The sequence below is a fragment of the Pseudomonas sp. IT-P176 genome (genome assembly GCF_949767245.1).
Taxonomy (GTDB): Bacteria; Pseudomonadota; Gammaproteobacteria; order Pseudomonadales; family Pseudomonadaceae; genus Aquipseudomonas.
On record NZ_CATKPN010000035.1, the window covers coordinates 93,918 to 111,795 of the forward strand.

A 17,878-nucleotide genomic window follows, 5' to 3' on the forward strand; every position below is an offset into this window, starting at 1 on the left:
TTGAGACCATCGCGGCTTTTGTGGGAGCGGGCTTGCCCGCGATGGTCGTCAACGATGACACGGGTATCCTGAAGCTCAGTGAATCTTCAGTACCAGCGCTCTTCACCCGGCGGACGCTTCTTGAAGCGCTTCATGCTCCACATGTACTGGCTCGGATACGCCCGCACATACCGTTCGACCACCTGGCTCATGGCCGCGCAGGACGTCTCGGTGTCGGTGCTGTACATCGCCTCGGGGGCGGCTTCCAGGATCACCTTGTAGCCCGAGCCGTCCGGCAGGCGCAGGGCGTGCAGGAATACCCCGACCGCCTTGCCGCCGGCGAGCATGTTCGGCACAAACTTGCTGGTCAGGGCCTTGGTGGCGAAAAAGGGCACGAAGATACCGGCCGATTCAGCCGGCTCCGGGTCAGCCGGGATCCCCACCGCGCCGCCTTTGCGCACTTCCTTGATGACACTGAGAATGCCTTCCTTGGTGGACGCCGCCACGCGGTTGCCCAGTTGCACGCGCTGCTTGCGCAGCAGTTCATCCACCGCCTTGAGCTTGGGCGGACGGTAGAAAATAATCGGTTTGCACTGGCTGCAATAGAAGTGGTTGAGCACCTCCCAGTTGCCCAGGTGGCTGGTGATGCCGACTACGCCCTTGCCCGACGCGAGGGCCTCCTTGAGCACCTCCAGGCCTTCGACTTCACGCACCAGGTCGATCGAACGCTGGGCGGGCCAGATCCACGCGCAGGCGCTTTCAGTCAGGGACTTGCCGATGTCCTTGAGACTCTGGCCCACCAGGCGCTCACGCTCGGCGGGGTCCATTTCAGGGAAACACTTGGCCAGGTTGATGCGCACCACGTCGCGGGAACGGTTGGGGGTTTTCCACATGACCCAGCCAATCGCCGCGCCCACCGCTTGCACTGCCCGCCACGGGAGCAGGGCAAACAACCTTAGAGCGCCTACCAGCAAGGCGCCTTTAAACTTATCCACAGGTCACTCCTGTTGTCTGAATCCTGTTGCGAGCCGGCTATTCTAACCGCGCACCGCCAACTCGGCGTAACGATCACAATCGCGGGTGTGGTCCATGACCATGCCAGAGGCCTGCATCAGGGCATAACAAATGGTCGGTCCGACGAACGTGAAACCGGCCTTTTTCAGCCCGCGACTCATTTCCACGGCGACCGGGGTCACGGCCGGCACCTGGCTGCGATCCTGAAAATGGTTGATGGTCGGCACCCCGCCAACAAACGACCACAGAAAGCCCACCGGATCTTCCAGCGCCAGCCAGGCCTGGGCGTTGCGCCGGGCGGCATTGAGTTTCAGGCGGTTGCGGATGATCCCTGGATCGAGCATCAGGTCATCGATTTCGGCGTCGCTCATCTGCGCCACGCGCTGCACATCAAAGCCGTACAGCACCTCACGGTAGCGCTCGCGCTTCTTCAGCACAGTGATCCATGACAGTCCGGCCTGGAACCCTTCGAGCAAAAGCAACTCGAACAAGCGCTGCGCATCGCGTAGCGGTACGCCCCACTCCTGATCGTGATAGGCCATGTACAGCGGATCTTCGGAACACCAAAAGCAGCGTGGCATAAGGCTCCAGGGGGCGTGCGCACGAACGAATCGGGTATACTCCCGCTCTTTAAATCGCAGCCCAAGAAACAGGTGAATTTCGTGAGCCAGCCTACGCCAGCCGTGCGTACCTTCCAAGACTTGATCCTCGCCCTCCAGCAATACTGGGCCGAGCAAGGTTGTGTGGTACTTCAGCCCTACGATATGGAAGTAGGCGCCGGCACTTTCCATACCGCCACGTTCCTGCGCGCCATCGGCCCGGAAACCTGGAACGCCGCTTATGTGCAGCCCAGTCGTCGCCCGACTGACGGCCGCTACGGCGAAAACCCGAACCGTCTGCAGCACTACTACCAGTTCCAGGTAGTCCTGAAGCCGAACCCGGACAACTTCCAGGAGCTGTACCTGGGCTCCCTCAAGCACGTGGGCCTGGATCCGCTGGTGCACGACATCCGTTTCGTCGAAGACAACTGGGAATCGCCGACCCTCGGCGCCTGGGGTCTGGGCTGGGAAGTCTGGCTCAACGGCATGGAAGTGACCCAATTCACTTACTTCCAGCAGGCGGGCGGCATCGAGTGCTACCCGGTGACCGGCGAAATCACCTACGGCCTCGAGCGCCTGGCCATGTACCTGCAAGGCGTGGACTCGGTCTATGACCTGGTCTGGGCTGACGGCCCGATGGGCAAGGTGACCTACGGCGACGTGTTCCACCAGAACGAGGTGGAGCAGTCGACCTACAACTTCGAGCACGCCAACGTCGAGAAGCTGTTCGAACTGTTCGACTTCTACGAAAGCGAAGCCAAGCGCCTGATCGAACTCGACCAGCCGCTGCCGCTGCCAAGCTACGAAATGGTGTTGAAGGCCTCGCACACCTTCAACCTGCTGGATGCGCGCCGGGCGATCTCGGTGACCGCGCGTCAGCAATACATCCTGCGTGTGCGCACCCTGGCGCGTTCCGTTGCGCAAGCCTACCTGCTGGCGCGCGCCAAGCTGGGCTTCCCGATGGCGACACCGGACCTGCGTGATGAAGTACTGGCCAAGCTGGAGGCTGCACAATGAGTGCGCAAGATTTCCTGGTTGAACTGGGCACCGAAGAACTGCCACCCAAGGCCCTGAACACCCTGGCCGAGGCCTTCCTGGCCGGTATCGACAAGGGCCTGCAAGCTGCGGGCCTGGGCTATGAAGCCAAGCAGGTCTATGCCGCGCCACGGCGCCTGGCCGTGCTGATCAGCGCGCTGGCGACCCAGCAACCGGATCGCAGCATCAACCTCGACGGCCCGCCACGCCAGGCCGCGTTCGATGCCGAAGGCAACCCGACCCAGGCCGCCCTGGGTTTTGCCAAGAAGTGCGGTGTCGAGCTGAGCGAAATCGACCAGAGCGGCCCGAAACTGCGTTTCAGCCAGGTGATCAAGGGCAAGCCAACCGCCAGCCTGCTGCCGACCATCGTCGAAGATTCGCTCAATGACCTGCCGATTCCCAAGCGCATGCGCTGGGGTGCCCGCAAGGAAGAGTTCGTCCGTCCGACCCAATGGCTGGTCATGCTGCTGGGTGACCAGGTCATCGACTGCACCATCCTGGCCCAGAAGGCCGGTCGCGATTCCCGTGGTCACCGCTTCCACCACCCGGAAAACGTGCGCATCGGTTCGCCGGCAAGCTACCTGGCCGACCTGCGTGCCGCCTACGTGCTGGCTGACGCCAACGAGCGCCGCGAGATCATCAGCAAGCGCACCGAAGAGCTGGCCACCCGCCAGGAAGGCACGGCGATCGTTCCGCCAGCGCTGCTCGACGAAGTGACCGCGCTGGTCGAATGGCCAGTGCCGCTGGTGTGCTCGTTCGAAGAACGTTTCCTCGACGTGCCGCAAGAAGCCCTGATCACCACCATGCAGGACAACCAGAAGTACTTCTGCCTGCTGGATGCCGACGGCAAGTTGCTGCCACGCTTCATTACCGTGGCCAACATCGAGAGCAAAGACCCGCAGCAGATCATCGACGGTAACGAGAAAGTGGTTCGCCCACGCCTGACCGATGCCGAATTCTTCTTCAAGCAAGACAAGAAGCAGAAACTCGAAGACTTCAACCTGCGCCTGCAGAACGTGGTGTTCCAGGAAAAACTGGGCAGCGTCTACGACAAGGCCGAGCGCGTTTCCAAGCTCGCCGCCTTCATCGCCCCGCACATTGGCGGCAACGCTCAATGGGCTGCGCGCGCGGGCTTACTGTCCAAGTGCGACCTGGCGACCGAAATGGTCGGTGAATTCCCGGAGATGCAAGGCGTTGCCGGTTACTACTACGCCCTCAACGATGGCGAGCCAGAAGACGTTGCCCTGGCCCTGAACGAGCAGTACATGCCGCGCGGTGCTGGCGCCGAGCTGCCGAGCACCCTGACCGGTGCGGCTGTGGCGATCGCCGACAAACTCGATACCCTGGTCGGCATCTTCGGTATCGGCATGCTGCCAACCGGCAGCAAAGACCCGTATGCCCTGCGCCGTGCAGCGCTGGGCGTGTTGCGCATCCTGATCGACAAGAAGCTGGAACTCGACCTGACCGACGCCGTGGCCTTCGCCGTGGCAGCCTTCGGGGCCAAGGTCAAGTCCGCAGGCCTGGCTGACTCGGTGCTGGAGTTCATCTTCGACCGCCTGCGTGCGCGTTACGAAGACGAAGGCGTGGACGTGGCTACGTACCTGTCGGTGCGTGCCCTGAACCCGGGTTCGGCGCTGGACTTCGATCAACGCGTGCAGGCGGTACAAGCCTTCCGTCAGTTGCCTGAAGCCGCCGCCCTGGCCGCAGTGAACAAGCGCGTATCGAACCTGCTGAGCAAGCTCGAAGGCAGCGTACCGACCACGGTTGAGGCCAAGTACTTCGACAACGCCAACGAGTTCTCCCTGTACTCGGCGATCCAGCAAGCGGACCAGGCTGTGCAACCAATGGCCGCCGCTCGCCAGTACCGTGAAGCACTGGCGCGCCTGGCAGCCCTGCGCGAGCCAGTGGATGCGTTCTTCGAAGCGGTAATGGTCAATGCCGAAGACGCCAACGTGCGGGCTAACCGTTACGCACTGCTGGCACGCTTGCGTGGCCTGTTCCTGGGCGTTGCCGACATTTCGTTGCTGGGGTAAGACCGTTTGAAACTGCTGATTCTCGATCGGGACGGGGTGATCAATCATGACTCCGACGCTTACATCAAGTCGGTGGCGGAGTGGATTCCACTGCCCGGATCGATCGCAGCCATCGCGCAGTTGAGCAAGGCCGGCTGGACGGTAGCGGTTGCTACCAACCAGTCGGGCATCGCTCGTGGCTATTACGATGTCGCCACCCTGGACGCCATGCATGCGCGCTTGCGTACACTGGTGGCCGAGCAGGGTGGCGAACTCGGCCTGATCGTCTACTGCCCCCACGGGCCGGACGCAGGCTGTGACTGTCGCAAGCCGAAACCCGGCATGCTAAAAACCATTGCCGCACATTACGACGTGCCGCTGACGGGCCTATGGTTCGTCGGCGACAGTCTCAGTGACCTGGAGGCGGCAAAAGCCGTCGACTCTCAGCCAGTCTTGGTAAAAACCGGTAAAGGCGCAAAGACTCAGGGCAAGACCCTGCCGGCAGGCACTTTGATTTTTGACGATCTGGCGGCGATTGCCGCAGAACTTATCAACAACTAGGGCGATTCTGACTTCCTGACCAAGGACTGTTCGGGAGCGCGCTTTTAGAAGGCGGGCACTGACCCGCAACGGTAATCGCGACCATGTCGATCTTGCAGGCAATCAGAACCTTTCTTTTTTACCTGCTGCTGGGCACCAGTTCGTTGCTGTGGTGCAGCCTGAGCTTTTTCATCGCGCCTTTCCTGCCGTTCAAGGCACGCTACCGTTTCATCAACGTCTACTGGTGCCGCTGCGCGTTGTGGCTGAGCAAGGTGTTCCTGGGCATCCGCTATGAAGTCAAAGGCGCCGAGAACGTCCCGGACCAGCCGTGCGTGATCCTGTCGAACCACCAGAGCACCTGGGAGACCTTCTTTCTCTCCGCGTACTTCGAGCCCTTGAGCCAAGTGCTCAAGCGCGAGTTGCTGTTCGTGCCGTTCTTCGGCTGGGCAATGGCCATGCTGCGCCCGATCGCCATCGACCGCGACAACCCCAAGGCCGCCCTCAAGCATGTCGCCAAGAAGGGTGACGAACTGCTCAAGGACAAGGTCTGGGTGCTGATTTTCCCGGAAGGCACCCGCGTACCGTTTGGTACTGTCGGCAAGTTCTCCCGGGGCGGTACGGCGCTGGCGGTCAACGCCCAGTTGCCGGTGCTGCCGATTGCGCACAACGCTGGCAAGTTCTGGCCGAAAACCGGCTGGGCGAAGAAGCCGGGGGTTATCACCGTGGTCATCGGCGCGCCAATGTACGCCGAAGGCAGCGGACCACGGGCCGTTGCCGAGTTGAACGACCGCGCTGCCGCATGGAATGAGCAGACCCAGCGCGACATGGGCTCACTGCCGCCACTGTCCGCTGCGGTGGATAAACAAGCGCAGTGATTCTGTGGATAACCTGTGCACGGATTTCCTGCTGAATGCTTTATTCTTTATCTAACTTAATGATTTATATGCATATTTCTTAAGCTGATAAAACGCCGTAAAACGTGCATAAGTTTTCCCAGTGATAAAAAAACCGGCCATGGATGCCGGTTTTTTTATGCCCGTTCGAACCACCAATCAATCCTCCAGTAACGGCAACTCAACCCGGAAAGTCGTGCCCTCGGCGACCCGGCTTTGACAGAGGATCCGCCCGCCATGGCGATCCACTACCGCCTTGACCATCGACAGCCCCAGGCCCAAGCCTTCACTGCCCTGCGAGGATGCAAAGCGCCGGTACTGGCTGAACAGTTCGGGTAGCTCCTCAGCCGCGATACCCTGGCCCTGGTCACTGATCTCACAGCTCAGCCAGCCCTGTGCACAACTGACCCGCAGCCGTACCTGGCTCCCGGCCGGGCTGTACTTGATGGCGTTCTCCAACAGATTGAACAGGGCCCGGGTCAGCAGCGACTGGTCCGCCAGCACCATGCCTTCGGCTTCGTCATCCAGGTCATGCAGCAGCTCGATCTGTTTCAGCTGGGCGCTGCTCATGGCTTGATCGAATGCGTCGAGCACCAACATTGCGAACATGCTCGGCGCGAACTGATAGGCCTCCGATTCCGCCTTGGCCAGTTGCACGAAGGCTTCGGTCAGGCCCAGGGCCTTGCGCACCTGTAGCTCGATCTGACTGTGCAGGTGCGGGTCCGCGCTGCCTTGTTGATGCTGCACGTCGAGCAGGGCCAGGATCGCCGAGTGCGGCGCACGCAGATCATGGGAAAGAAAGCGCAGCAGCACCGCGCGCTGTTCCTCGGCCTCACGCTCAAGGCTCAGGTCGGTCAGGCTGAGCAGCCAGCCAATCGCCACGCCGCCTTCAGCCGGCAGCAGCGGCTCCAGCTCCAGCCGCAGACTGCGTCCTTGGTGGTCGCGAAACTCGCTGCTGCCCAGGGTCGAAACCGGCGGCAAAGCCCCTTCCTGCAGCCCTGGATAACCTAGTCCGGCCAGGCGGGCCACCAGTGGCTCACCCACCAGGTCATCGGCGAACAGCGCGCGGGCATTGCGGTTGGCCAACAGCACTTGGCCATCCGGTCCGCTGATCAAGGTCGCCACTGGCAAGTACTCCAGGCCATCGGCAATAAACCGACGAGTATCGCGGGTGCGACTCATGGCCTGTTCCAGGGCGACAATCTGTCCCTGAAGTACATCGCCAGCCGGGGCCGCTGTACGCCGGCGCTCGGGGAATACCTTGGGTTCGTTATCCAGCCTCTCCAGTTCCCAGCCGAAATAGGCGAGCACCGCATTCAGGCGACGCCAGTTCCAGATCAGATAGCCCAGTAGCATCCCCAGCAGGCTGGCCATCGGCGACCACCACCATCCTGCCCGCAGCAATAACGCAGAGACCAGCAGGGCACTCGCCATGCCGCCCAGGGTCAACCACAGCGCGCGCCGCGGCCGGAACAGCAGCAGGGCCAGCAGTCCGGCAACCAGGGCTGTGGATAAACTCAGCGTCCAGCCATTGCCCAGCACCAGGATGCTGCGCTGTTGCAGCAGGCCGTTGAGTAGATTGGCCTGGATCTCGATGCCCGGTGTGGTGCCGAGGCTCGCTGACTGTGGTGTCACATAGCGGTCGCCCAGGCCCGGCGCGGTGGACCCGATCAGAATCAAGCGGTCGCGCAACAGTTGCGCTGGCACGTCCCCACGCAACACGCTGGCGTAAGGCACTGTGGGAAATCCACCAGGCTGGCTGATGAACGGAATACGCACGCTATTGGCCCGTTGCCAGCCTTGCACCGTCTGCGGCTCAGACGAGCCGGGCAGGGCGGCAGGAGCGTCGGTGCTCGCTTGGTAGAGCAGCCACGCCAATTGCGCTCGTAGTTGCGGCGCCGGACCTTCACGCAGGTAGACACTGCGTACCTTGCCGTCAGCGTCCGCTTCGGCATTGATGTGTCCGACCCCTTTGGCGCATTGGCTCAAGGGTGCCACGGGTTCGATCTCACCCAGTGGTTGGTCAAAGCGTGCGGCCCCTTCACGCAGCAACGGAATGTACACATTGCCGGCCCGGCAGAGTGCCTGGGCCAGGCGCTGGTCATTCTCGGGGGAGGGGTCCGGCTCGCTGAAGATCACATCGAACAACACGCCCTTGGGCTCGGCCGCGGTCAACCGGTCGAGCAGGTCGGCGTGCACGGTCCGCGGCCAGGGCCACTTGCCGAGTTGCTGCAGGCTGAAGTCGTCGATGGTCACGATGAGAATGCGCGGGTCGACCGGCAGCGGGCTCAAGCGTCGCAGGTTGTCGTACAGCAAGTTGCTCAGGGTCAGGCCGTGGCTCAGGGACAATACCGCCGTCAGCGGCAGCAGGATCAGGCTGACCCCTAGCCATTCGCGGACCATTCGCCGAAACAATCGCTGCGCCTGGGTCGGCTCGCGACCTTCCTTCCTTGGCCAGCGCGTCATCGGCCCATCGCCGCGGCGCTATTGGACCCGTGAGGGGCTGGGGTAATAGAAGATGTCATATACCCCGGTTTCTCCTTCAAGCCCCTGCTGATCGAATGCCGAGAGCCGAACGTGATAATAAAACGCCTTCAATCCGCTGAAATTGATCTCTGGCGTAGCGGAAAACTGTTCCTGCTTGATGTTCATGAACCCGGTATCGGTGGCGACCTGGGCCCGATAACGCGTGGCGCCTTCCAGCGGTTTCATGATCAATTTCCAGACCGGTGTCGGGCCCGTCTGCCCGGCCTGGCCGAGCAATCGAGGAGCCGGAAGCAGGTCGCTGGGAGTCAACTTGCCTTCCTTCTGGATGCGCAGCCCCTGGCGAGCCATGACCTGTACTTCATCATCCGCGCGGGCTACGGGCAAGGGTTTGCCCGCAGGTTTTTTCGCCAGCTCATCCCGATCCACGGCCACCTGGCCATTGAGCACCTCGAGCAGCGAGTGCCCGGTAGCATCGTTGCGCACCCGAAAGTGGGTACCGCGAACGCCGAGCACACCTACCGGTGTGACGATCTGGAAACGATCATAGTCGCTGGCGCGCTTGATCACATAAGACTCGACCTGACCTTGTTGCAGAAGGACCTGAGGCACCTTGAGCTCATCGTTGAGGCTCAGGGTGACCTGGGAGCTGGAGGGCAGGACGATACGCGAGCCATCACCCAGGGACAGGCTGACAAAGGCTGTAGGAGAAGTCTTCACGCCTTCCTCCTCATCCACCGTCATGCCTTCCTCCAGCGCCACCTGCTGGCCCTTGCGATCAAGCTTCCAGGCTTCGCCCGTCAGGTGTTCGACCGTAGCGGGCAGCGGTTGGCCACGGCATTGCTGCTGGTCATCGATGTAGGGCAGGCGCTTGGCGCTGGAAGAGGCGGCAGTGGCGCTCTGGGTCAACGGACCGACCAGGCCTGCCACGAGCAACAGGCAAGTACCCAAGTGGCGACAGTGCAAGGAGGAGATTGGAGTCATGGGATTCGCTTTGGCGCATTTTCTGAAAATCTGTTCGAGCCGCTGAGTCAACAGCAGCACGCACCATACCTGACGGGGCGCTGCGCCAGGTAGGCAGATTTGCACAGACCTGAAGGGATTGAGGTGACACGTCCCTGTGTCGGCCGGATCTGCCAGGATCCAGCGTGGATCTTGAGCGGCTCCCTGTTTTCCCCCTGGACTGCAGACCGCAAGCGAACCGGCGATCGGCGGTCCCGCCAGGTTGGCGTCGACACTCCCTGTGTCGGAGCACTTCCGAATGCTCCATTGCCGCTCGACACTTACGAATTTACCTACACCAATGACCGAAAAGTCGATTCTGCATATTTGTTCAGAATTCTCCGTCCAGCCCTTCAGAACACCCAGCGCGGTTGGTCTTCCCGGGTTCGCAAACGCGTGCCCTGGTCGCCGTCCTCGGCGCCGCTGACCGGGGCAAAACCCCGTGAATCACTGAAGCCGACATTGATCACTGCCGGGCTGTAGTAGCGTGGCGGCTGCGCCACGGGCGCAGCCGCGGTGCTGGAGTTCACCGTGGGCAAAGCCATCCCCATACTGGTGAAAAATGCCAAACACAGGCACCGGGTCAGCACCACGCCCAAGGTCACCTTCGACATCCCGGCGCGAAGATCCAACCTGCTAACCATCGTTCCTTTCCTTGCGCCATCGAGTCAGATTTTGGCCAGTTACCGGCTAATTGATATCAGCGTAACCAGCCATCACTCGACCTGGAGCAAATCGCCATAATTGTTCAGATTCAACCAATCAGCCTAAACTCGCTCCGGCACGGCCTTGCCCGTCCACACTTCACGAAATAAAGGAACGACCCCGAATGCGTGTCGCCATACTGGATGACGAACCCGCCGAGCTACGCCGGGTGGAACAGACACTGCGACAGATGCCGGAAGCCGGGGAAGACGCCTGGAGCTTGCACAGTTTCGAGCGCGGCGAGGAACTGTTGCGGCAACTGCGGCGCGAGACCTTTGACCTGTTGATCCTCGACTGGCAAGTGCCAGACCTCAGTGGCCTGGCGCTGTTGCGCTGGACGCGCGAGCACATGGAAGCCCCGCCGGCGGCGATCATGCTCACCAGCCGCGATGCCGAGAGCGATATTGTCCAGGCGCTTAACGCCGGGGCAGACGATTACCTCAGCAAACCCTTTCGCCCCAACGAGCTCAAGGCCCGGGTCAATGCGGTGCTGCGCCGCCATGGCGTGTTGCGCAACGCCGCCAGCGAAGTGCAGAGCTTCAACGACCTGGTGTTCGATGACGCCGAGCTCACGGTCACCCGTGCCGGTATCCCCATCAGTTGTACCGAGCGCGAGTACCGCCTGGCACGCTGCCTGTTCGCCAACCTGGGTCGACCGTTGTCCCGGGAATACCTGTACCAGCGTTTCTGGACCCATGAAGAAATGGTCTCTTCCCGACCGCTGGACACCCATATCTACCGCTTGCGCAACAAGCTGGGGCTGACCGCCGACCGGGGTTGGCAACTGCTGACGATCTACGGTTACGGCTATCGACTGGAAAGCGTCAGCGCCTGAAACCAGCGAGCAATAAAAAAGGCCAACGCGATGCGTTGGCCTTTTTGTTTACTGCAGGAGAAACCGGATCAGAAGTCCAGGTTCGACACTGCCAGAGCGTTGCTTTCGATGAAGTCACGGCGTGGCTCGACCGCATCACCCATCAGGGTGTTGAAGATCTGGTCCGCGCCAATGGCGTCTTCGATGGTCACTTTGAGCATCCGGCGCTGTGCTGGGTCCATGGTGGTTTCCCACAGCTGATCCGGGTTCATCTCGCCCAGACCTTTGTAGCGCTGGATGGTGTGGCGCTTGGTGCTTTCGTTCATCAGCCACTCAAGGGCTTCCTTGAACTCGGTGATGGCTTTCTTGCGCTCGCCACGCTGGATGTACGCACCGTCGTCCAGCAGGGTGCTCAGTTGCGCGCCCAGGGAGACCACGGTCTTGTAGTCATTACTGCCGAAGAAGTCGCGGTTGAAAGTGACGTAGTTCGACAGGCCGTGGGAGATCAGTTCGACCTCCGGCAGCCAGACGTTACGCTCACGGTCTTCACGCAGACTGGCCTTGTAGACCAGGCCCGATTTCTCGACGGTCCGCAGACGTACTTCGTACTGGGCCAGCCAATCCTGCATCGCTGCGTGATCGGACAACTGCTCCATGCTCACTGCCGGCAGGTAGATGAAGTGCTCCGTCAGCTCCTGCGGGTACAGACGCGACAGACGCTTGAGGGTCTTCATCACCAGGCGGAAGTCGTTCACCAAGCGCTCAAGGGCCTCACCGGAGATACCTGGTGCGTCCTCGTTCAGGTGCAGGCTCGCATCTTCCAGGGCCGACTGCGTCATGTACTCTTCCATGGCGTCGTCGTCTTTGATGTACTGCTCTTGCTTGCCTTTCTTCACCTTGTACAACGGCGGCTGGGCGATGTAGATGTAGCCACGCTCGATCAGCTCCGGCAACTGACGGAAGAAGAAGGTCAGCAGCAGGGTACGGATGTGCGAACCGTCGACGTCAGCATCGGTCATGATGATGATGTTGTGATAACGCAACTTGTCGATGTTGTACTCGTCACGGCCGATACCGCAGCCCAGCGCGGTGATCAAGGTGCCCACTTCCTGGGAAGAGATCATCTTGTCGAAGCGTGCCTTCTCCACGTTGAGGATCTTGCCCTTGAGCGGCAGGATGGCCTGGGTGCGACGGTTACGACCCTGCTTGGCGGAACCGCCAGCAGAGTCACCTTCCACCAGGTACAGTTCGGAGAGGGCAGGGTCTTTTTCCTGGCAGTCCGCCAGTTTGCCCGGCAGGCCGGCGATATCCAGCGCACCTTTACGACGCGTCATCTCACGAGCTTTACGCGCCGCTTCACGGGCACGGGCGGCGTCGATCATCTTGCCGACTACCAGCTTGGCTTCGTTCGGGTTTTCCAGCAGGAAGTCCGAGAAGTACTTGCCCATTTCCTGTTCGACCGCGGTCTTCACTTCGGAAGAAACCAGCTTGTCCTTGGTCTGGGAACTGAACTTCGGATCCGGCACTTTCACCGAAATGATTGCGGTCAGGCCTTCACGCGCATCGTCACCAGTGGTGGCGACTTTGTGCTTCTTGGCCAAGCCTTCGGCTTCGATGTAGGTGTTCAGGTTACGCGTCAGCGCGGAGCGGAAACCCACCAGGTGGGTGCCGCCATCGCGCTGGGGAATGTTGTTGGTGAAGCACAACAGGTTCTCGTTGAAGCTGTCGTTCCACTGCAGGGCGATTTCCACGCCAATGCCGTCTTCACGCTGGATGTTGAAGTGGAACACCTGGTTGACCGCAGTCTTGTTGGTGTTCAGGTATTCAACGAATGCACGCAGGCCGCCTTCGTACTTGAACAGCTCTTCCTTGCCGCTGCGCTCGTCCTTGAGGACGATACCCACACCGGAGTTGAGGAACGACAGTTCACGAATCCGCTTGGCCAGGATGTCCCAGCTGAAGTGGATATTCTTGAAGGTTTCAGCCGATGGCTTGAAGTGGATCTGGGTACCGGTGGTCTCGCTTTCGCCAACGATCTTCATCGGCTCCTGCGGAACGCCGTGCACGTAGGTCTGTTCCCAGATCTTGCCGCTACGGCGAACGGTCAGGATCAGTTCTTCAGACAGTGCGTTCACTACCGACACACCTACACCGTGCAGACCGCCGGATACTTTGTAGGAGTTGTCGTCGAATTTACCGCCGGCGTGCAGCACGGTCATGATGACCTCGGCTGCCGAAACGCCTTCTTCTTTGTGCACGTCTACCGGAATGCCGCGACCGTTGTCGCGTACGGTGATCGATTCATCAGGGTGGATGATGATGCTGATGTCGTCGCAATGGCCAGCCAAAGCTTCGTCGATCGAGTTATCGACCACCTCGAACACCATGTGGTGCAGACCGCTGCCATCGTCTGTGTCACCAATGTACATACCGGGACGTTTGCGTACGGCATCCAGGCCTTTCAGCACTTTAATGCTCGTTGAGTCGTACGTATTTTCTTCGCTCATGCCTTCACTCCCGATGGTCGTGGGTCTGGGTGATACGGCCCTGTTCCACGTGGAACAAAGCGACTGGCGTTTCCGTCTGCCAGCCTTCCCTCAATAATTCGTGGTCTACACAGGTGATGAACACCTGGCAGCGTAAGTCTTCCAGCAAACGGCAAAGCGCGCGGCGGTGCTGCTCATCCAGTTCGGACGGCAAATCATCCACCAGATAAATACATTGGCCGCGCCGGGCCTGGCTGACCAAATGCCCTTGGGCGATCCGCAGGGCGCAAACCACCAACTTCTGCTGACCCCGGGACAAGATGTCCGCGGCATTGTGCGCGCCTAATCTAAGGCGCAAATCAGCGCGTTGCGGTCCGGCCTGGGTATGCCCCATTTGCTGATCCCGGTGTACGGACGCGGCGAGCACTGCACTCAGTTCCCGCTCTTTGTCCCAACCCCGGTAATAGCTAAGCGTTAAGCCCTCGAGTTCGACGAGTTCGCTCAAGGTCTGTTCAAAGACTGGTTTCAAGGCTTTGATGTAAGCGCGGCGGTATTCATCAATTTCAGCGCTGGCCTGGCACAATTCTCTGTCCCAAACCGCTTGCGAAACGGCGTCAAGTGTACCATGCCGCAGCCAAGAGTTTCTCTGGCGCAGGGCCTTCTGCAAGCGCTGCCAGGTGGACATGAAGCGCGGTTCCACGTGGAACACCCCCCAGTCCAGGAACTGACGGCGAATCTTCGGCGCACCTTCCAACAGGCGAAAACTATCTGGGTTGATCAATTGCAGTGGCAGGATTTCTGCGAGTTGTGCGGCACTACGGGCGTTCTGCCCATCGATGCGAATCTGAAACTCGCCTTGCCGATCACGGGAAATCCCCAGCGCACTGTGGCCGCCTTCGGCCAATTCGACCTGGCCGAATACCGTACAGGCCAACTGTTCGTACTGGATCACCGGTAGCAGGCGGGTACTGCGAAACGAACGGGCGAGCCCCAGCAGATGGATGGCTTCCAACACACTGGTTTTTCCGCTGCCGTTGGCGCCGTACAGAATATTGATGCGGGGGGAGGGGGAGAAGGTCACCGGGTGCAGATTGCGCACCGCGGTGACCGAGACGCGACTGAGGGACATCTAGCGGCTGCTGAACATGTTTACAGGCGCATCGGCATGACAACGTAAGCCGAGTCGTCGTTGTCGGACTCTTGCACCAGCGCACTGCTGTTGGAGTCAGACAGGATCAAGCGCACCTGCTCGGTGGTCATCACGCCCAGCACGTCCAGCAAATAGCTGACGTTGAAGCCGATTTCCAGGGAGCCGCCGTTGTACTCAACGCCTACTTCTTCTTCCGCCTCTTCCTGTTCCGGGTTGTTTGCCTGGATCTTCAGCTGACCATTGGCCAGTTGCAGGCGAATGCCGCGGTACTTCTCGTTGGACAGAATCGCGGTACGGCTGAATGCTTCACGCAGGGCCTGGCGATCGCCCAGTACCAGCTTGTCGCCGCCTTTTGGCAGGACGCGCTCGTAATCCGGGAACTTGCCATCGACCAGTTTCGAGGTAAAGGTAAATTCACCGGTGGTGGCACGGATGTGGTGTTGGCCCAACACGATGCTCACGTTGCCGTCTGGCTCTGTCAGCAGGCGTGCCAGTTCCAGGATACCTTTGCGTGGCACGATCACCTGGTGGCGATCCGGTTGGCCGATGTCAGCCTGCATCGAGCACATGGCCAGACGGTGACCATCGGTAGCCACGGCGCGGATGATCCCGGCGGACACTTCCAGCAGCATGCCGTTGAGGTAGTAGCGAACATCCTGCTGCGCCATGGCAAAGCTGGTGCGCTCGATCAAACGACGCAGTTTGCTTTGCGCCAGGGTGCACGTCAGCGAACCCGGGCCTTCTTCCACGGTAGGGAAGTCGTTGGCTGGCAGGGTCGACAGGGTAAAACGGCTACGACCGGCCTTGACCACCAGCTTCTGCTCATCGAGCTTGATGTCGATCAGCGCATCGTTCGGCAGGCTCTTGCAGATGTCCATCAGCTTGCGTGCCGGGACAGTGATTTCGCCCGGCTCGGCCGGTTCTTCAAGTTGCACACGACCGACCAGCTCGACTTCCAGGTCGGTACCGGTCAGCGACAACTGCTGGCCTTCGACAACCAGCAGCACGTTGGAAAGCACCGGCAAGGTCTGTCGGCGCTCGACGACGCCTGCGACCAGTTGCAGGGGTTTCAACAGGGCTTCGCGTTGAATGGTGAAATGCATGGTCTAGTCCCTTGCCTTAATAAGCTGCGCTGGTGTTCATCAAGTGGTCAGTGTACGCAGCAGGTTCTTGTAGTCCTCGCGGATGTCCGCGTCGGATTCCTTAAGTTCGTTGATCTTGCGGCAGGCGTGCAACACCGTGGTGTGATCGCGACCGCCAAACACATCACCGATTTCCGGCAGGCTGTGGTTGGTCAGTTCCTTGGACAGGGCCATGGCCACTTGACGTGGACGGGCCACCGAACGCGAACGGCGTTTGGACAGCAAGTCGGAAATCTTGATCTTGTAGTACTCGGCGACGGTGCGCTGAATGTTATCCACAGAGACCAGTTTGTCCTGGAGCGCCAACAGGTCTTTCAGGGATTCGCGAATCAACTCGATGGTGATGTCGCGGCCCATGAAGTGCGAGTGCGCGATAACACGCTTGAGCGCGCCTTCGAGTTCACGCACGTTGGAGCGAATGCGCTGGGCGATAAAGAACGCGGCATCGTGCGGCAGGTCGACTTTGGCCTGGTCGGCTTTCTTCATCAGAATCGCGACGCGGGTTTCCAGTTCAGGAGGCTCGACGGCAACCGTCAGGCCCCAGCCGAAGCGCGACTTCAAGCGCTCTTCAAGGCCTTCGATCTCCTTGGGATAACGGTCACTGGTGAGGATGACCTGCTGGCCACCTTCAAGCAGGGCGTTGAACGTGTGGAAAAACTCTTCCTGGGAACGTTCCTTGCGGGCGAAGAACTGAATGTCATCGATGAGCAGGGCGTCCACCGAACGGTAGAAACGCTTGAACTCGTTGATCGCATTCAGTTGCAGCGCCTTGACCATGTCGGCCACGAAGCGCTCGGAATGCAGGTACACGACCTTGGCATTCGGATTCTTCTTTAATAGATGGTTACCCACAGCGTGCATCAAGTGAGTTTTACCCAAGCCAACGCCGCCATACAGGAACAGCGGGTTGTAACCGTGCTTGGGATTGTCCGCGACCTGCCAGGCCGCAGCGCGGGCCAGCTGGTTGGACTTACCCTCGACGAAATTCTCGAAGGTAAAGGTCCGGTTCAGGTAACTGGTGTGCTTGAGCGCACCTTCTACCTGCACGGTACGTTGTTCGGCACGCACCGGGGCCTGTTGCGAACTGGCGCCAGCCATCGGATCGAAGCTGTCGCGGGACGGCTCTTCATTGACCTCGACGATTTTCTGCGTCGAACGCTTGCTGGTTGGAGCCGGCGTTGGCGTATTGACCGGTGCCGGCGCCGCTGCAGCCTGGGCTTGCGATACCGCAGCAGCCAAAGGTGCATTGGGCGCGGCCCGCGGTGCCGAACTGCGTTTGCTGCCTATTAATAAGGAAAGCGCAGGCGCCATGCCGTTGCCATGCTCATCCAGCAGTTCGAGCACGCGGCTCAGGTACTTTTCATTGACCCAGTCGAGAACAAAGCGATTCGGTGCGTAGACACGCAACTCGTCGCCTTCGGCTTCGACCTGTAGTGGACGGATCCAAGTGTTGAATTGTTGGGCAGGCAGCTCATCGCGCAAAAGCTCCACGCACTGCTGCCAAAGTTCCACTGACACGGATATCCCCTAAGTTGAAAGCCGGTGAGGCAAAAACAAGCGGCCATTGTAGCGACCGGACGCAGACTTATCCACACGTAGCTTGATCACAGGTGCAGAAGAATCAAGGTTTTATCGGCAAAAAAGGCGACCAATGGTCTGTGCATAAGCTCTGTGGATAACCACGCCTAAGCTCGTTGTACAAGTGGGCGCGAAACTCGGTGGATAACCTGCCTGTGGATAACCACCTGTTTCACCCACAGCTTATCCGACAGCGCAGCACAGGCTGACCACCGCTTTCCACGGTAGTTGTCATTCTCTGTACAGCACGGGATAGAAGGGCTAAAGCCAGTTATCCACAGATAGAGGCGGGCCTAGCTTTTATAAGCTTTACAGAAAAGCTTTAAATACTTTCCTTCTTTATTTTTATATCTAGCTGTCCACCTTTCAAGGACGAACCACCCGAATACCCATTTAAAGGAAACCTTGGTTGGAAATTGACCTAGAGGCTTGCTTTCTCTAGAAT

The 17,878-nt window shown here is 60.0% G+C and carries 14 protein-coding genes; 5 read left to right on the forward strand and 9 right to left on the reverse strand.

Annotation, left to right across the window (positions count from 1 at the left end; all coding sequences use genetic code 11):
• Positions 1-86: 86 nt before the first annotated feature.
• Both ACM6IP_RS06485 and ACM6IP_RS06490 read right to left on the reverse strand, forming a co-directional pair.
• A complete protein-coding gene (locus tag ACM6IP_RS06485; RefSeq protein WP_095165086.1) occupies positions 87-974 on the reverse strand; it encodes a lysophospholipid acyltransferase in 888 nt (295 codons plus the stop codon).
• Between the two features lie 42 nt (positions 975-1,016).
• The gene (locus ACM6IP_RS06490; protein ID WP_095165085.1) at positions 1,017-1,574 is read right to left on the reverse strand and encodes a DNA-3-methyladenine glycosylase I; all 558 of its coding nucleotides are present in this window, start codon (positions 1,572-1,574) and stop codon (positions 1,017-1,019) included.
• An 81-nt stretch (positions 1,575-1,655) separates the two neighbouring features.
• On the opposite strand from ACM6IP_RS06490, the gene glyQ reads away from it, so the two are divergent.
• From glyQ to ACM6IP_RS06510, 4 genes are all read left to right on the forward strand, one after another.
• The gene (glyQ, locus tag ACM6IP_RS06495; protein WP_008155694.1) at positions 1,656-2,609 is read left to right on the forward strand and encodes a glycine--tRNA ligase subunit alpha; all 954 of its coding nucleotides are present in this window, start codon (positions 1,656-1,658) and stop codon (positions 2,607-2,609) included.
• Positions 2,606-4,660, forward strand: coding sequence for a glycine--tRNA ligase subunit beta (gene glyS / locus ACM6IP_RS06500; RefSeq protein WP_159992946.1), 2,055 nt, complete (start codon positions 2,606-2,608; stop codon positions 4,658-4,660). The genes glyQ and glyS overlap by 4 nt, the downstream gene beginning before the upstream one ends.
• A gap of 6 nt (positions 4,661-4,666) precedes the next feature.
• The gene (gmhB, locus tag ACM6IP_RS06505) at positions 4,667-5,200 is read left to right on the forward strand and encodes a D-glycero-beta-D-manno-heptose 1,7-bisphosphate 7-phosphatase (protein WP_159992944.1); all 534 of its coding nucleotides are present in this window, start codon (positions 4,667-4,669) and stop codon (positions 5,198-5,200) included.
• An 83-nt stretch (positions 5,201-5,283) separates the two neighbouring features.
• Complete coding sequence (locus ACM6IP_RS06510) at positions 5,284-6,054, forward strand: lysophospholipid acyltransferase family protein (protein ID WP_095165082.1); 771 nt, start codon at positions 5,284-5,286, stop codon at positions 6,052-6,054.
• A 177-nt stretch (positions 6,055-6,231) separates the two neighbouring features.
• On the opposite strand, the gene ACM6IP_RS06515 is transcribed toward ACM6IP_RS06510, so the two are convergent.
• The 3 genes from ACM6IP_RS06515 to ACM6IP_RS06525 form a co-directional block, all read right to left on the reverse strand.
• Entirely contained in the window at positions 6,232-8,538 is a 2,307-nt protein-coding gene (locus ACM6IP_RS06515) for a CHASE2 domain-containing protein (RefSeq protein ID WP_414861170.1), read from the reverse strand.
• Between the two features lie 18 nt (positions 8,539-8,556).
• The gene (locus ACM6IP_RS06520) at positions 8,557-9,540 is read right to left on the reverse strand and encodes a FecR domain-containing protein (RefSeq protein ID WP_401131228.1); all 984 of its coding nucleotides are present in this window, start codon (positions 9,538-9,540) and stop codon (positions 8,557-8,559) included.
• Positions 9,541-9,911: 371 nt separating this feature from the next.
• Complete coding sequence (locus ACM6IP_RS06525; RefSeq protein ID WP_414861171.1) at positions 9,912-10,202, reverse strand: hypothetical protein; 291 nt, start codon at positions 10,200-10,202, stop codon at positions 9,912-9,914.
• Positions 10,203-10,387: 185 nt separating this feature from the next.
• On the opposite strand from ACM6IP_RS06525, the gene ACM6IP_RS06530 reads away from it, so the two are divergent.
• Positions 10,388-11,098: a response regulator transcription factor gene (locus tag ACM6IP_RS06530; protein ID WP_095165078.1), complete on the forward strand. Its 711-nt coding sequence runs from the start codon at positions 10,388-10,390 to the stop codon at positions 11,096-11,098.
• Between the two features lie 68 nt (positions 11,099-11,166).
• Here ACM6IP_RS06530 and gyrB read toward each other — a convergent pair whose 3' ends face one another.
• The 4 genes from gyrB to dnaA are packed head-to-tail and all read right to left on the reverse strand — an operon-like array spanning position 11,167 to position 17,373.
• Positions 11,167-13,584: a DNA topoisomerase (ATP-hydrolyzing) subunit B gene (gene gyrB, locus ACM6IP_RS06535; RefSeq protein WP_095165077.1), complete on the reverse strand. Its 2,418-nt coding sequence runs from the start codon at positions 13,582-13,584 to the stop codon at positions 11,167-11,169.
• A 4-nt stretch (positions 13,585-13,588) separates the two neighbouring features.
• Positions 13,589-14,692, reverse strand: a complete 1,104-nt coding sequence (gene recF, locus ACM6IP_RS06540) for a DNA replication/repair protein RecF (RefSeq protein WP_019694407.1) — start codon at positions 14,690-14,692, stop codon at positions 13,589-13,591.
• Positions 14,693-14,712: 20 nt separating this feature from the next.
• On the reverse strand, positions 14,713-15,816 hold the full coding sequence (gene dnaN / locus ACM6IP_RS06545; protein ID WP_095165074.1) for a DNA polymerase III subunit beta: 1,104 nt from the start codon (positions 15,814-15,816) through the stop codon (positions 14,713-14,715).
• Positions 15,817-15,855: 39 nt separating this feature from the next.
• Positions 15,856-17,373 (reverse strand): chromosomal replication initiator protein DnaA, encoded by a 1,518-nt coding sequence (gene dnaA / locus ACM6IP_RS06550; protein WP_414861172.1) that lies wholly within the window; start codon positions 17,371-17,373, stop codon positions 15,856-15,858.
• Positions 17,374-17,878: the final 505 nt, after the last annotated feature.